Source organism: Bacillus sp. MYb56 (genome assembly GCF_002976445.1).
GTDB lineage: Bacteria > Bacillota > Bacilli > Bacillales > Bacillaceae_G > Bacillus_A > Bacillus_A mycoides.
In genome coordinates this window covers 1-16328 of record NZ_PCOH01000051.1, presented here as the reverse complement: position 1 = coordinate 16328, position 16328 = coordinate 1, and the positions used below count along the sequence as shown (strand labels likewise).

Genomic DNA, 16328 nt, shown 5'->3' with positions numbered 1-16328 from the left:
TCAAAACAAAGACGTTAAAAATCTAAACCTACGTAAATGGGACTGCCCTTCTTGTCGTACACACCATGATAGGGATATTAACGCAAGTATCAATCTAAAGAATGAAGCGATAAGGCTTCTAACCGCAAGGACTGTGGAGATAGCCTAATAAATTAGAGTTCGATAGAACTCTTTACTTAGGAATCCCCCTCTTCTAAACGAAGTGAAAGTGGGGGGAGTTCAATGATTCTTGGACAGGCTTTTGGAATAGGACAATTATTAGGCGGCATTCTGTGTATTATTTTAGGAATCGTATCCTTTATAATTAAATAATTTGTAAGTAAAAGGAGCTAACATATATAGTTTAGCTCCTTTTGTTGTTATTAAGTCCTTTGGAAAGACTGCTAATTTTTTCTAGAAATAAACCTAGTTCTTCTTTATGTTTGCCAATCTTTTTTCATGTATTGAATGGCTTGAGACAGATACACAGTGTTCCATATACTGATTGCATTGATAATTATGTTTAATGCATTAGCACGCTGTAATTGAAACGATTAAAGGTAAGAAGATTCCATTCTGGAGCATATTAAAATATATAATAAATACATGCTAAAAAAGGAACCATATATGTTTTTTTATTTTATAAAGCAAAAAATATAGAGTGAATTTGGATATTTTTTGAATTAAATACAAAGGAAGGCTGCATAAACTGGCATTTTTTTTCTCACATATCTCAAAAACCAAGAATACTCTTTGTTTTGAGATATGAAACATTTTTAGCTTAGAATTAAAACTTGCTATCTATTAAAATATTAATCCAGTAATATAAATCTTAAATAACAGAAATAAATCTTTTTTAGTAAAAGATTCTGTGGCCAACCTAGATCGGTTTAATTCATGACGTTATCCATAACACAGATCTGAAAAACAAGAAAATTCCCTTTTTCATCTCAATGACATAAGAATACTATTCATTTTGAGATAAAGATTTGATGAAATTTTTAACTACCTATAATATATCTTATGTAAACTAATTTAAAGTAAGTTATGGTAAACATTGGTGTATCAAGTATTTTTGTCTAGCAACACAATACATGCCTCTCTTCATATAATTAATAGGCCCAATTCTTTTTGCAACATAACTTTTTCTATTAAGAAACTTTGTAATAGAACCTCTTTTTAGGTTCTAGTGTGAAAATAAAAGGATGTGATAATTGGTTTTTTCTGTACATCACAAAAAATCAATTATCAGATTCACCTTTAAACATTCTTAAGTATAATAACAATACAATTATACCAACGATAATTATCATTGCTTACAATCAATTCTGATGAGTATTTTGTAATTTCAATAAAAATCTCGTATGAAAATGTATTTTTGCTCATACATTTCAGATAATTGGAATCATGCTAGAATATAATCGTCTGATTTATCTGATTAATAAAATGTACTTCTATTTTTAAAACATTTGTTGATTATTGCAACAAAAAGAGAACCACTAGAAGTACAGTAGTTCTCTTTGAAATGTTATCTTCTTAATGTGATAAAGATTTTAGCTTTTATACAACATATGTTGATTAATTTTATCTCGGATTGCGCTTGCAATAAATTCTTCAATAGAACTGTTCGTTTCATTTACAATCTTTGTGATTGTATGGTATTCATTGCTTGTAATCGTTACTGACTTAGTCACACTGCTGCTATCTAAATACACGCTATTATTAACACGTCTTGTTAATTTTCCTTCTATTATATACGGGCTTAAACAATCAATCCATTCTACCTGCATTTGCATTGGTAATTGAATAATAGATTGACGAACATCAAAATACCAGAATTCATCTTCTTCAGAAACCTTTATATTTCGTGGTGATACATACTGTAGTACCAAATCAATTATTTGAAAAACATTACTACGTAATTGATCTGATTTAGGAAAACGAAATTTGACAAACCTTTGATGATGGCTTCTTGGTTTATCGGATAGAACATATGAAGGTTCATACCCCCTTTTTAGTGCATCTTCTAGTGTCATATTGTTTCCAAACTCATCAATAAGCACAATATCCCCGCGCTTCGGAATAGATATAATGCGTGCTAATTTATTACCTTCCATAAATTTTTGGAACAATACTACATTATACTTTTGTGAGAATGTATATAGAGTATTGGTCTGATTCAATTGCTGTACCAATCCATTTATTTCTTCCTCATGTACAAATTTAGTCTCACGATTACGATGTTTCTGTATAGAACAAGTCAAATCTCCTTGTTCTATCCACTTTTCAAGTTGATACATGCTCACATTATAATCTTTGGCTGCCTGATATAAGGTAATTCCTTCTGTCTCACGATCTTCTTTCAACTTTTCTATGTCTTCTCGCTTAAATAAAAAGCTACCATCTAAACGCCAGGTCTCTCGATTAATTGGATTTAATTGTTCTTGTTTCATAAGAGTAGTAAAAATGAAGCTACTAATTCCTAAATAAGCTTTTACTTCATTCGTATTCATATTCATTTCTTGTCTTTCAAACATATCTTTTCCTCCTATGTGTAAACTTCTGTTATCTGAAATCAATAATTTTATTATGTAAAGTTAAATTTCTAAAATATATAGTGCAAATTAATTATAACACAATCAATACTTAATTTATTTCTAAATATATATGAAATTAAAATTCAATTTCTAATTAAATTACCTTTTATGTAATTAGAAATTATATAAAAGGTAATTTAAAAAAATAAATAGATAATAACCATAGAAAATGTGAGTTTTTCTATGGTTATATAACACTTTCATTTTTATAAAATTTAATTTTGATATGTAAATAATTTTGAATGTAATTCAGTTATAATAATAGATACAAAAGAAATTAATAAGGAGTTGAATGACAATGAAATTTGAATTGATTACAATACATAGTGAAACTTCATTAGAAAATATAGAGAAACAAAAACAAAATTTCGCAAACATAATTGCATTATGGAATCGTGATTATATAAATGAAGCTGAATTTAAAAAGGAAAATAACGAAAGAGAAGATTCATATACATATGAGGGATTTTCAGATGAAGAAATATTGTACTACTACTTAAATCGGCAAACACATTTTGACCAAGAAAAACGTATAAAGGATGCATCCAGGACTCTATATGCACGTGATCTAAGCCAGTTCTATTTTTTCATCAAACAAAGCACAGAATTTCTGCAGCAAGATGTTAAAGATTATGTAATTGGCCAAGTTTGGAGGAACTTAAGAAAACGACATATCCGAAACTACCAAAAGTGGTTATCCCAGGAGGCAATCTCCTATCAATCAAAAGAAAAGTACAAAGTATCTACGATTAGTAGAAAACTTGGTGTAATCCGCTCTTACTTGAAATGGATGTATGAAATTCAATATATCCAGGAACCTCTTCATGTAGAGATTCTAAGTACGACCGTTAATAAACAACATAAACCAAAACGCGAGTTATCATATGAGGAAGTGAAGCATCTGCTTCATTACTATAAGGACAATGAAATCAATTACGCTTTATTATCGGTCCTGGCTACTACGGGATTACGTGTTGCAGAAGTCGCTCATGCCAAATGGGAAGATCTTGAGTATGACGCTATACGTGGACGTTACTATTTAACAGTTGATACAAAGGGAGATAATGAACGGATTGTTTCTATTAATAAGGACATTTTTAATCGTATTGTTGCATTTCGAATCCGGAGAAGGTTACCTGTAAACATTGGGACTAAAAATGGTGGGACTATATTTCAAACAAAGAACCATACTGCTTATAGAGAGAATTACTTGTCACAATATATTTCTAAAATTATTAAGGATACCAAGTTACTTTTTACAGAGAATATACGAATTACCCCTCACTTCTTTAGACATTTTTATGTACAGTACTTATATGATTATAAGGGGCTAGCACCTCATGTCATAGCAGCTGCAGTTGGCCATAAAAATGATAGAACTACAAAAGAAAATTACTTGAAGCAAAGACTTACAAAGGATAATGATGTAGGAAATTTAATCGGTGATGATGAATTTTAATATGTAATTAATATATAATAAATTCGAGATAGGACAAGGTTAAACAAATATCCCGTTTCACCTTGTCCGTTTGAATTGTTTTAAATATTTATACTGCATAGACTTCAATTTTTGTAGGATTAGAAAAGCGGCGTTCTAATTCTTTTTTGATTTTTTCAATCGCAAAGAAAGCTGAAGATGCATATACAGTAATCACTTTTTTTATAAAAGTATTACCTGTTATTAAAATGTATCTTACTGAATATGATGAAATCATACTCTCACCCTTTCATATATCTATTGTGTTTAAGATATATGCCGATAGGTGTGGATATATTCTCAAAAAATATAAAGTGATATTGTGAGCAGAATGAAAAATATCAAAAAGTTGATTTAGAAAAAGCACTGCCAAAGTCTTCAGCAATGCCTTTCGATTAGACGTACTAGGATAATGAGCGTCTACTTTCTTCTATACGTTTGCTCATGAATAGAATACAAATTTGTATTTAACATAGGTTCTGTATGTACTTTTTTAGCATAATATCGATATAATTCTATCTCTCTATCAAATTTAAAGTTTCACTTCGAAGTGTACTATTATCTTTAAATATTCCTTTATATGACGAAGTTATAGTCATTGAACCAGGTTTTTTCACACCTCTCATTGTCATACACATATGCTCAGCTTCAATTACTACAATTACTCCTTTTGGCTCTAAAGTTTCAAAAATTACATTTGCTAATTCATTGGTTATTCTTTCCTGCAACTGTGGTCTTTTGCATATGGTTTCTAAAGCTCTAGCTAATTTGCTTAACCCAGTTACTTTTCCATTATTAGGAATATAACCTATGTGGGCCCTTCCAAAAAAAGGTACCAAATGATGTTCACACATAGAATAGAACGGAATTTCTTTAACTAATACCAATTCTTCATGATTTTCATTAAATATTTTTAACAAATGTTCAGAAGGGTTTTGACCTAAACCTTGAAAAACTTCCTTATACATTTTTGCTACTCGCTTTGGGGTTTCCAAAATACCTTCCCTATTAATATCTTCTCCAATTGCTTCAAGAATCATTTTTACTGCTACTTCAATTTTGTCAGTATCAATTTCTACACTTTGGATTGTTTTTAAGCTCATATATTATTTCCACCTTATCAATTTATTCATAAAATGCTCTTATTTATACGCCTCGTTTATTTCCCCATACTAAAGCATGAAGTTGAGGTAATACTTTTGCATCATTCATTTCTTTACACTGTACAGCTTTTTCAATCAACCGTTCATATTTCTGTAATAAGTTTTTAATAAGCGCTGCATCATCCACCGTTTTCGTATCATCGTTCCCAACTTGTAAGAAAAATGGTACTTGCGGATATCGCTTGTGCACCTTTACTGCATATTCAAAATCGTAATCTTCAAATACGACTACTTTTAAACTAAAATCTTTTCTTTCTAATTTATGAATAACAGAATCTAGCATCGTAAAATCTGTTTTCATCTTCGAACTTGGTGGTTTAGGCGAAATTGTCACTTCTTCAATTTGAAGTAACCATTCTTGCCACTTACTCCCTTGCGTCTCAATCGCTGTACGAATTCCATTCTCTTTTAATACAGTAAGAAGAAACTGAATATTTTTCAGCAAAACGGGATTCCCACCTGAAATTGTAACGTGAGAAAAATTTTCTCCACCAATTTCAACAAGTTCATTCCAAATTTCTTCTGGCGCCATTTGTCTAACTTGTTCTTTTGCTGAGCCATCCCATGTAAAGGCTGAATCGCACCAAGAGCAGCTATAGTCACAACCTGCTGTGCGAATGAACATCGTTTTTTGTCCGATAACCATTCCTTCTCCTTGAATGGTTGGGCCAAATATCTCCAACACAGGAATCTTACTCATCGAGTATCCACTCCCGTCTTACTTCTGCATAACTCGTTGGTGTTTCAAAGAGACGTACGAATTCGACACGAGCTCCTTTATATTCTTCTGCTCGATTCCCTTTTGTTAATGCTTCCGCCATCTTTTCATAAATCCAAACAACCATATTTTCCGCAGTCGTATTCATCACTGGTAATGTCTCATTTAAATAGCGATGATCCAAATAAATCTCTATTTCGTTTTTCCAAATTTCTTTTATATCTCCAAAGTCAATTGCAAGTCCAATGTCATTTACATATCCACTAATACCAAATACAACTTTGTATGTATGACCATGTAAATTTTTACATTTACCTTCATAACAGTGCAAATGGTGTGCTGCATCAAATGTAAATTCCTTGCTGACCATTACTCTTTTATTATGGTATTTTAATTGCTCACGCTGAATATCCTTGTCCATTTTTTGCAAATTTTCTACAATGCGAAATCCGAAAAAGTTTTCCATTATTAATTCCCTCCTTCGCGTTCTTGTAGATACGTATCTAAACCTGCTTTACGAAGTTGGCACGCTGGACATACACCGCAACCATTACCAATGATTCCGTTATAACATGTTAAAGTTTTTTCTCTAACAAACTCGAATGCTCCAAGTTCATCTGCTATTTTCCATGTCTCTGCTTTATCAATCCACATAAGTGGTGTATGAATGACAAACGGATAATCCATGGATAAATTTAATGTAACGTTTAACGATTTCACAAACACATCACGGCAATCTGGATAACCACTAAAATCAGTTTCACATACACCCGTTACAATATGACGTGCTCCAACTTGTTTTGCTAATACAGCAGCAAATGATAAGAATAGTAAATTTCGCCCATCTACAAATGTCGATGGTAATTCACCCTCTTCGTGTGTAATCTCCATATCTTTTCTTGTTAACGCATTTGGAGCTAGCTGATTTAGTAGGCTCATATCTATCACTGTATGTTTAATGCCAAGCTCGTTCGCAATTTCCGCTGCACAATCAATTTCGAACTTATGACGTTGATTGTAGTTAAATGTTACAGCTTCCACCTCCGCAAACTGTTGCATTGCCCAAAATAAACATGTTGTGCTATCTTGTCCACCACTAAAAACAACTATTGCTTTATCATTAGAGTACATTTTATTCTCCCCTTAACTACTTGCACTGTTATAATATCTTAAGGCAAACTTCCAAAAATAAATTGAAATAATAAAAAATCCAATAGAATAACCCATTAACGCGAATACATCGTTTAGTTCTAATCGACCAATTAAAGCATAAGTTGGAATATTACTAACAATAACAATAGGAAAAACAAATAAAAAAACAAATCGACTTATTCCTTTATATAAGGAAGATGGGTATCTAAGTAATGTCATAGTACCAAGAAATAACTCATGCATACCTTCAACTTTGGTTAACCATATAGATAAAGTCATTAAAATAAACCACAGAGAATACGAGAGTATAATCCCTAAAAACAATAGACCCAAGAAAGAAAATCCATTTACAATACTAACACTCTCTCCCTTTTGTAATAATGCATAACTAATTAACAGCACGGCTGGTAAACAGTTCCCTAAATTCCCTAAATCAAGCTTTCTTAATGAAACTAGAAACTGACTATTAATAGGTTTAAACAATATCTGATCTAAACTTCCTTGGTTAACTAAACTCGGTATATACGGTAGATTATTAATAAAAAGAGTAAACATCAAAGATTTTATCAACTCACTTGTTCCAATTAACAAATAAATATCATTTGTATTCCAACCATTAATATTACCAAAACTATCAAATATACTATTAAAAAATACTAATGTAACAATGAACCAAACAACGCTATCTAATATATTTAAAAAAAAGTTAACTCTATACATCATAATATTACTTAAATTAATTTTAAGAATTGCTTTTAACATTTTTAAATATCTAATCATATTTATGCACCAACAGATTCATATTTATTTAACCCCTTCTTCCAAAGTACTCTAATAAGGACATAGAAAACTAAAGACCATATCACTTGTGAAATTAATCCATTTACAATTTCAGTGCCACTTAAATTTCCTAAATATACATTTACCGGAAAGTGAATTAAGTATGAAAAAGGTAAAAACTGAGTTATTGTATTTAACGGAGCTGGTAAAAATTCAAGCGGAATAAGCGATCCAGATAATAATTCTAATACTATATCTACAGTAAAGAAAAAGGATGATATCTCTACAAAGTAAAATGAGAAGAGTGATATCAAATAATAAATCATATAATATAGTATTAATGCTCCTACTATTGAAAGAATGAAAAGGAAAGTATATTTTAAAGTAGGCAAAAGAAAATAATCCCTGTTCAGGAATATTATCGGTATTATCGGTATCACTGACATCAGTAAATGAATAATTTTGTTACCTAAATTATGACTAAACCAATATCCAAAATATGAAAATGGTTTTATAAGATATTTTGATAATTCACCGGATTGTATTTCCTCATTTATCGACCAGTGCATTTCAGGAATTAGTAACAGTTCAATTAACTTAGCAATTATTACATAAGTAATCATCATTTCAAGAGTATAACCTTGAATATTGCTTTGTGTTTCAAAGAGAGAATGCCACAATAGTATTAAAGCCACAAGCGGTATTAAACCAAAAATCATGTATAATACAACATTCATACGATACTGAAAAACCGCTTGAAATGAAAGCATCATTGGTTTTAAATACTTCTTCATACTGTTATTTTCACTCCAGTCGATTCCATTGAATAAATATCTTCAATGAGGTCTTGTGATGACATTTCAGTCAAATTGTAGTCAATAACATTGAATTCTTTTAATATGCTAGATATGGTCTCGTTCACTAACTTATCTTGAACTTTTATTGTTACACTAAATTTATCCGACTCTTTAACTTCTCCATATTTCTTAAGATCTTGAGAATTTATTTCATTTTCAAAGCTAAGATATATATATTTATAACTCTTAATTTCTTCTTTTATTTTTTTGAAATTGTTATTAAAAACAACTTCTGCATTCTTTAATATTATTAATTCTTCACATAACTCATATATATCCGGGAAATAATGGCTAGTTATTACAACTGTTGTATTTCTTTCTTTGCAATAATTCTTGAGAAAATTTCTAATATTCTTTTGAGCAAGAAAATCCAATCCAATAGTCGGTTCATCTAAAAATAATATCTTAGGTGAGTGTAAGATTGAAGCAATTAACTCACATTTCATTCTCTCTCCTAACGATAGATTCCTTACTGGCGATTTAAGAATTTCTGATACCCCAAGATTTTTAGCTAATTCATCTACATTCTTTCTAAACTCTGTATCAGACAGTTCATATATTTCTTTATGTAATAAAAATGTTTCGTAAGGGGAAAGATCCCACCATAGCTGATTTTTTTGTCCTAAAACAACGCCAATTGACTTTAAAAAATCTTTCTTCTTATCATGGGGGTTAAATCCATTTACCAAAATTCTCCCGGAAGTTGGTTTAATTAACCCAACCATTGCTTTCATTAAGGTAGACTTACCAGCACCATTCGCGCCAATAAGCCCTATTATTTTACCTTCTTTTATTTTGAATGACACATCACTTAAAGCAGTAACCTTGACCTTTTCTCTTTTAAATAAACTCTTGAAAGAGTTTATTAATCCTTCTTCAATTTTTACTCTTTCAAAAGTTTTTGATACATTTTCAATTTCAATGATATCCATCTTCTCTCTCCTTTTTACTACTTACTTACCACTCTAAAAACTTCTGCAAATTGCACTCCTGCCTGCATACCCCTATAAGAATTTAGCCCCAAAACTCCATCAACCAAATTTAATGTTTTAAGTTGGGATTCATATTTTTTAATTGATGCTTTTTTCAGTTCAATAAACCTGGTAATATCTTTTACAACCTGATAGTTTTTCATGGGAGTCCATACTTCATACTGTAAACACATCGGAGCACAATTCTCTTTTAAGAACCCTGATTGACACAGGAATATTGCTTCTGATACAACTTCATTTACTATTCGATGATCCCTATCACTTTCCATATCATGGGGGAAATAAATAAAATTAGGCTTATATTTTGAGATTTCGTGAATAATTTCTTCCACAAAATCTAAAGAATACACAAGTGATCTGTCTGGTTTCTTTAAAAATTTAACATTTCCTTTTTCTATCCCTAATGTATTACAAGCATTTATACACTCGTTCTCTCTATTTGAAATAATTTCATTTAAATCCCCTACACCTCCAGATAAATCTCCTTTTGTGATTATTACTACTTTTATATGTTCACCCTTACTAATAGCTTGAGCAATTGTTCCACCACAGCCAATGACTTCATCGTCATGGTGTGGCGCTATAACTAAATGTTTTTTTACTATATCCTTCATTCAGCATCACCTTTATTGAACAGGTAAATCATTTACCTATTATTTTAATTAAAAATTATTTACTCTGGAGTATACTAACTGGATACATTTTATTTCCACTAGAAAAATATACTTTTTTAAAAGCGTCTATTCACACTCTATATCATTAAAATTTTCCCCTTGCTTCCTACATTCGTACACCATAAATTCACTATTCCTCCCAAAAGGATTTTTATTGTAATCACCATAAAAATTTTTTATATTGAATCCTTCTATTTCTAAGAGATACTGCATTTCGGATGGTAAAGTATATTTTGCAAGAAATCTAAAATTTTTTTCACTTAAAAAATTATCTGCTATGTCATAAACCTCAAAATAACAAGTGGTTTCAACTATTTGCTTATAATGATCTGCTTTTACGACATCCCATGATTTAACTTTATAATTTTTAAAATTCTCCCCTTTAATAGGACTATTTCCTCCATCACTCACTCTCTTAGAATAAGGAAGAATAGTTGGAGGTGTAATAATATCGAAAACAAAAATCCCGCCTTCTTTTAATAGTAATTTAATATTTCTAAGAGCTAATTTTTGTTGTGACGATGTAAGTAAATATTCAAATACACCACCAGACATAAATATAAAATCAAATTTTCTTTCAGACTTAAAATCTGTAGCAGAAGAAACCTTAAATTCTATTTTACCCTTAATATTTGGCATCTCATCTAACTTCTTACTGGCTTTTTCAATCATTCCTGCTGATATATCAACACTAGTTACATTAGCGCCTTTTTCAGCAAGAATAAAAGATAATCTACCAGTACCGCACCCCAAATCTAAAACTTCATCATTTGGTTTTACCAAACCACTGTAAAAATCAAAAATACCATCAGGTTCTGGTATGATAATGTCGTATAATTCAGAAATTTCATCGTATTGTTGCTGCATTGTTTTCCTCCTTAATGTATTTCTTTTTTATATCCCCTATAAAAGGCAATCTGCCAAAATATGAGATAGAAAGCAGTTAAATAACCGTATTTTTTTTTGATATACTTATATGAGTTAATAATCGACCTCGTTTTATTTTTAGGTTCATAATAACCATTTTTTTTGTGTAAAACCCCACGTGCATGACCTACCCCATAATTAAATGAACTTTTCAAATCTTGCTTAATGCTTAACTCTGGATGAATAATTCTTGCATTATCATCATATAAAATCTTAAGACTTGCAGATTGAACTCTAATATCAAAATCATAATCCTCTGTCCAAGATAAATTCTCATCAAAATAATATCCATTTACCTTCGCTAAGATTCCTTTATTAAATGCCAAAGGAGGTGAATATGCATTTTTTTTGCAAGTATGTATATGTCTTGCACGTGCAATGATTTTTCCGATTTTGCTGTTAAAGGAAAACATCACCCTTCCTTTAGCCAAAGATCCTGCATCTAATAATTTGAATAATTTATTGATGGTACCTGGCATAAAAACACAATCTGAATCCATAATTAACACATTATCTTTACTAGAAATTTCAATTCCATAATTATAAGCTTTTGCTAAATTAGGTGTAGGTAATTCCCCAATTACTGCATTGCTAGAATAGGCGATTTTTTTTACTTCTTCTGTTGCACCATTTAAGACAACGACAATCTCTACATTTTCATCAATACTTTTTAAACACTTTCCCAATCTGATATCGTTATAAGCTGGTATTACAATTGATAGATTCAACATATCTACTCACCTTATTTAAAGAATTATCCATACTACTCAAAACTTCATCTAAACAATAAAATTCTCCTGAATCCTTTAACTCGACTAATTTACCTTTATTATTTCTATATGTTTCTATATCTGGGGTTAAAAGAAAAGCAATTCCTAGATCCTTACAAATATCTTTAATTGCAGGAGCCATTGAATATTTTTTTACCGGTATACCATATTGTACTACTACATCGTATGAATTTGATTCTAGGTATCTCCTAATTCTTTGTATCAATTTATCCCTATATTCTTTCATTAATTCTTCATAAATTACTGGATCCTCAATATCTTCCATCCAATCGTACGCACAAAAAGTAGGATTCATTTGGTATTCATATGGTATAATTCCCGCATTTGATAAAATAATTGGATGAACCATTGGGTATTTATTTGTAACTTCTCTAATTTTTTTACCAATATATGAAAAGTCATATGGTTTAGCCCAAGAACAAACTTGTAAAAAAGCAATTCTTTTCCCCTGAGGCTTTTCGTAATAATCCCCACAAAAATAGTCCTGCCATGTATTGAACTCTTCATGATGAATATACTTTGAGCAAGCTCCTCGTTTAAAAACTGTTTCCTCTTTTATTAAATCTAATAGTATATATTCTGGGTAGTAAGGATAACTTTTTTTATTAAGTACCAAATCCTTTATCCTTTCATCCTGTAGATTAGAATAATTTCTATTTCTCAAAATCTCTCCTCCTTTATTTAAGAATCAAAAATGAACCTAATAAAAGGGCATCCATCTCTGATCCATAAAATGACCTAATAGCATCACTTGGGTTACATATAATTGGTTCTTTTCCTACATTAAACGATGTATTCATAACTGCAGGAATTCCTGTTTTCTGGTAAAAGTTATAGATTGTTTCATAATAATCAGAATTCATATCCCTCGTAACTACTTGAGCCCTTGTTGATCCATCAACATGAACTATTGCTGGAACTAAATGATGTACCTCTTTTTTAACAGTAGAATTTAACAGCATATAAGGGTTATTTATTTTTTCTTCTAATACTACAGAAGCGTTTTCATCTATGATGCTAGGAGCCAATGGTCTCCATTGCTCTCTTTTCTTAATGGTATTTACTTTATTTAACATATCGCTACTCTGAGGGTTAGCTATTATGCTTCTATTTCCTAAAGCTCTAGGACCGAATTCCATCTTTCCAGAAAATCTTCCTATTATCTTATTCTGAATTAATAACTCGGAGCATTTATCATATTTATTAGAACCTAATTCTATATATGATAGATTATATTTTTTTAATATATTTAAGATACTAGAATCAGGAAATTCCGGACCAGAATATACATGATCTTCAGTGAACATAGGCGTTATACCATTTTCGGCAAGAAACCATGTAGCTGCTCCAATACTTACCCCACTATCTGAAGCACCTGGTTGAATGTACAAACTATCCACTTCTGGTAAATCAGCTATAATTCTATTCGCTATACAATTTAATGCTACTCCTCCCGAAAGACACAAATTATCTATTCCAGTTAGATTAATAGCTTTTTTTACAAGCTTAACAATTGCTCTTTCCAAGGCTGCCTGACCTGAGGCTGCAATATTTTTATATTCCATTACTGATGAATTCATTAATAGTATTGAATCTAATGGATTATATTCATATTTAATATAATTAGGAGCTATCTTTGTTATACTATTAATAACTTTTATCCAATCTTTTAATACCGAAAAATATTTACCATTCACACTAACTGTATTTTTATTTGGTTTCAAAGGATTTTCCAGTATATCAGGAAATTCAAATATTTCTTCCCCATATGAAGATAGGCCCATTAACTTCCCTTCATTATGCCTCCCTAAACCTGAAAATACAGTTAATGCTTCATAAAAAATACCTAAAGAATGTTCCAACGGGTATTTTTCTAGTACTTCTATTATATTACCTTTTCCTTTTGCTATCGTTATTGACTCTTCTTCTCCACTTCCATCAATAACTATTATGGTAGCTTCGTTAAATCCCGAACTAAAGAACGCACCAGAAGCATGTGCCAAATGATGAGAACACATATGAATTTGAGGATCTTTATCTCTCTTAAAAATTCTCTTCGGAAAAATCTTTTCAAGACATTCATCTTTGTTAAGCTTCTTTGAATACTTCTCAAAATATAATTGTTCTACATCCCAGCCCATAACAATATGATCTACTTCATTTGGAGTAATTTCAGCTTCCTTTAAACAATAAGCTATTGAATTATATGGAATTTTATCTAATGCCTTTTTTTGACGAATAAATCTTTCTTCTTCAGCTGCAGCTATTAATTTACCATTATAAAATAAACACGCACTTGCATCATGAACATCAAAGTCCCACCCATTGACTCCTAAAACATACATTATTTTACCTCGCAGTTATTTTATATTTTTCTTCTAATCTCATAATATTCTTGCGGAAAAAGGGTTGGTTTATCTATTAATCGTACAAAAACTAACATATCTGTTTGAATATACAAATTATTAAATGTATCTTTAGAAAAACCAATTCCATCTAAGTCCTTTTTTATTAATTCTTCATCAATGTAAGGCTCTTCAGCCACTTTATAAGAACTTAAATCGTGAATAATTTCTTTTAAATAAAAACCTAAAGATGTCAAGAAATTCTGCAAATAAACCGCCCTATTACCTAATCTTTTAACACTTATATTTAAAAAAATTAAATCACCCTTTTGACCTTTTAATAATTCATTAGCTCTATTTAACCACAAATCTAACCCTCTACCATCATCTATAGGGTCACAATGTATTGCATCATACTTATTCCTTAAATCTTCCATAACTTCATTTCTAACATCAAAATTATAAAACTCAATATCATTGTTTGCATGTTTAAAATATTCAATCAGTTCTTCGTCAATATCTCCTACACCTATTTCTCTGTTTTTATATTGTTTAAGGGCCAAACTTGTATAATCATCATCTCCGCAAAAAAAGATATTTTTATTAGATGATAACTCTTGATTTATTATTTCAGCTCTCCTCAACGAACTATCCCAAGTAGCTTTAAATTGAGCATATTTTTTTTTGTTTATTTTATTCTCATATCCTGTATTAGGAAAAGGGGTTGGTTCATATAAAATACCACTTGTTAATTCTTGTGAAAACCTTATTTTATTTTCTATAATTTCAACTAAATTTCTTTCTCTTAATACTTTTAATAATCTTAAAGCCAAACTTAAAGTCCCAGTTATTTTGACTAAATCATCTAAAGTATCTACAGTATTAATGGACTTCCAAATTATAAATTCGAATTGTTTCTCACTAATTTCATACCATTTTTTCCAAAAATTCAAAAGTACCCCTCTGTTTTTTAATTTTGGTACTTTATCTAACTCTTCTTCATAGTCTAATTCAATAAATCTTTGATATAATAAAATCATCTTATTTTCTTTCATACTGTATACCCTACCTTAAAAAAAGTTACATATACAGTTAAACTGCATATGTAACCTCCTTATTTTAAAACTTAACCTAATGTCTTGCCTGCACGAATTAGTAAATCCTCTTCATCTAATTCAAGATCTTCAAGCTCTAGCATTTCTTCATGAATATATTCCTTTTCCATTTCACATTCCCCCTTATATAGATAATTGTGTAATTCAAATATTTGCAACAGAGCTGCACCACCAATATTAGCATAAAAGTATAATTTTCTGATTAATAAATAAATTATATTTGTAGATAAAATTTATTCAGAAAATTAAGTAAAATTTTTCCTGATAAAACAATACTAGGAATAATTATGGGTATTTATATTATTTTAATTTTTATATTAGGATTTTCAAAAAACCTAGTATAGAGCCTTTTTTTTAGAGATTTTTGTCGATTTTCCTTTTTATAAATTTTTCAAAAAATGTTTATTTTCGGGGGTTATTGGGGGAGGTCTATTTTGTAAGGGCACGGCAATTTGAAGTGCCTCCCATAGGTTCTGCTGCAAAGTTAGAAAAAGCATAAACAGGTTGATAAATGAGGAACAATGTTTAGGAAGTAGCTAGTAATTGTTGAAGTTCATTGTACGTTGAAAAGGCGGAGTCTCTTTGAAGACTTCGCCTTTGTTTATATAGGGCATGAATGGTTTCGATTCCTTTGATTGTACATGAAGCATGACGAAGATTTTGAAATCCTGCGGATTTGACAAAACGTCGCTTGATATGTCTATGGTCCTGTTCGATGAGATTATTGAAATGCTTAACGGTGCAATGTTTCGTATGCACAT

Annotated in this window: 18 protein-coding genes and 1 pseudogene; 2 read left to right on the top strand and 17 right to left on the bottom strand. The window is 30.4% G+C overall.

The genetic code is table 11. The features are described from left to right. On the top strand, window positions 1-148 hold a 148-nt coding region (locus tag CQ058_RS28725), incomplete at its 5' end, for a zinc ribbon domain-containing protein (RefSeq protein ID WP_142396429.1). Window positions 149-431: 283 nt separating this feature from the next. On the opposite strand, the pseudogene CQ058_RS32955 reads toward CQ058_RS28725, so the two are convergent. Then, a pseudogene (locus CQ058_RS32955) lies at window positions 432-527 on the bottom strand (Tn3 family transposase); the annotation flags it as partial. 1005 nt (window positions 528-1532) lie between these two features. Beyond that, the gene (locus CQ058_RS28720; protein ID WP_002191883.1) at window positions 1533-2516 is read right to left on the bottom strand and encodes a hypothetical protein; all 984 of its coding nucleotides are present in this window, start codon (window positions 2514-2516) and stop codon (window positions 1533-1535) included. A gap of 358 nt (window positions 2517-2874) precedes the next feature. Here CQ058_RS28720 and CQ058_RS28715 point away from each other — a divergent pair, with 358 nt between their 5' ends. Beyond that, window positions 2875-4035 (top strand): tyrosine-type recombinase/integrase, encoded by a 1161-nt coding sequence (locus CQ058_RS28715; RefSeq protein ID WP_002191884.1) that lies wholly within the window; start codon window positions 2875-2877, stop codon window positions 4033-4035. A gap of 88 nt (window positions 4036-4123) precedes the next feature. On the opposite strand, the gene CQ058_RS31995 is transcribed toward CQ058_RS28715, so the two are convergent. From CQ058_RS31995 to CQ058_RS28645, 15 genes are all read right to left on the bottom strand, one after another. Further along, window positions 4124-4291, bottom strand: a complete 168-nt coding sequence (locus CQ058_RS31995) for a hypothetical protein (RefSeq protein WP_000625960.1) — start codon at window positions 4289-4291, stop codon at window positions 4124-4126. 277 nt (window positions 4292-4568) lie between these two features. Then, a complete protein-coding gene (gene folE, locus CQ058_RS28710; protein WP_000054143.1) occupies window positions 4569-5156 on the bottom strand; it encodes a GTP cyclohydrolase I FolE in 588 nt (195 codons plus the stop codon). A 43-nt stretch (window positions 5157-5199) separates the two neighbouring features. Further along, a complete protein-coding gene (queE, locus tag CQ058_RS28705) occupies window positions 5200-5916 on the bottom strand; it encodes a 7-carboxy-7-deazaguanine synthase QueE (RefSeq protein WP_002191885.1) in 717 nt (238 codons plus the stop codon). After that, the gene (gene queD, locus CQ058_RS28700; protein WP_000426941.1) at window positions 5909-6400 is read right to left on the bottom strand and encodes a 6-carboxytetrahydropterin synthase QueD; all 492 of its coding nucleotides are present in this window, start codon (window positions 6398-6400) and stop codon (window positions 5909-5911) included. The genes queE and queD overlap by 8 nt, the downstream gene beginning before the upstream one ends. 2 nt (window positions 6401-6402) lie before the next feature. Next, on the bottom strand, window positions 6403-7065 hold the full coding sequence (gene queC / locus CQ058_RS28695; RefSeq protein WP_002191887.1) for a 7-cyano-7-deazaguanine synthase QueC: 663 nt from the start codon (window positions 7063-7065) through the stop codon (window positions 6403-6405). A gap of 12 nt (window positions 7066-7077) precedes the next feature. Beyond that, complete coding sequence (locus CQ058_RS28690) at window positions 7078-7866, bottom strand: ABC transporter permease (protein ID WP_002191888.1); 789 nt, start codon at window positions 7864-7866, stop codon at window positions 7078-7080. 2 nt (window positions 7867-7868) lie between these two features. Next, window positions 7869-8660 carry an ABC transporter permease gene (locus CQ058_RS28685; protein WP_000760370.1) on the bottom strand — a complete coding sequence of 264 codons (792 nt, stop codon included), beginning with the start codon at window positions 8658-8660 and terminating at the stop codon, window positions 7869-7871. Continuing rightward, window positions 8657-9655, bottom strand: a complete 999-nt coding sequence (locus tag CQ058_RS28680; RefSeq protein ID WP_002191889.1) for an ABC transporter ATP-binding protein — start codon at window positions 9653-9655, stop codon at window positions 8657-8659. The genes CQ058_RS28685 and CQ058_RS28680 overlap by 4 nt, the downstream gene beginning before the upstream one ends. A gap of 17 nt (window positions 9656-9672) precedes the next feature. Then, window positions 9673-10329 (bottom strand): PIG-L deacetylase family protein, encoded by a 657-nt coding sequence (locus CQ058_RS28675; protein WP_105590144.1) that lies wholly within the window; start codon window positions 10327-10329, stop codon window positions 9673-9675. A gap of 126 nt (window positions 10330-10455) precedes the next feature. Next, complete coding sequence (locus tag CQ058_RS28670; RefSeq protein WP_002191890.1) at window positions 10456-11256, bottom strand: class I SAM-dependent methyltransferase; 801 nt, start codon at window positions 11254-11256, stop codon at window positions 10456-10458. 11 nt (window positions 11257-11267) lie between these two features. Beyond that, complete coding sequence (locus CQ058_RS28665) at window positions 11268-12047, bottom strand: glycosyltransferase family 2 protein (RefSeq protein WP_002095004.1); 780 nt, start codon at window positions 12045-12047, stop codon at window positions 11268-11270. Then, complete coding sequence (locus tag CQ058_RS28660) at window positions 12013-12771, bottom strand: DUF5591 domain-containing protein (RefSeq protein ID WP_002191891.1); 759 nt, start codon at window positions 12769-12771, stop codon at window positions 12013-12015. Before CQ058_RS28660 ends, CQ058_RS28665 begins: the two co-directional genes overlap by 35 nt. A gap of 13 nt (window positions 12772-12784) precedes the next feature. Next, complete coding sequence (locus CQ058_RS28655; protein ID WP_105590143.1) at window positions 12785-14452, bottom strand: carbamoyltransferase family protein; 1668 nt, start codon at window positions 14450-14452, stop codon at window positions 12785-12787. A 20-nt stretch (window positions 14453-14472) separates the two neighbouring features. Beyond that, window positions 14473-15507, bottom strand: a complete 1035-nt coding sequence (locus CQ058_RS28650; protein WP_002193652.1) for a bis-aminopropyl spermidine synthase family protein — start codon at window positions 15505-15507, stop codon at window positions 14473-14475. Between the two features lie 585 nt (window positions 15508-16092). Continuing rightward, window positions 16093-16328: DDE-type integrase/transposase/recombinase (locus CQ058_RS28645; RefSeq protein ID WP_142396427.1), on the bottom strand; the 236-nt coding region annotated here is incomplete at its 5' end.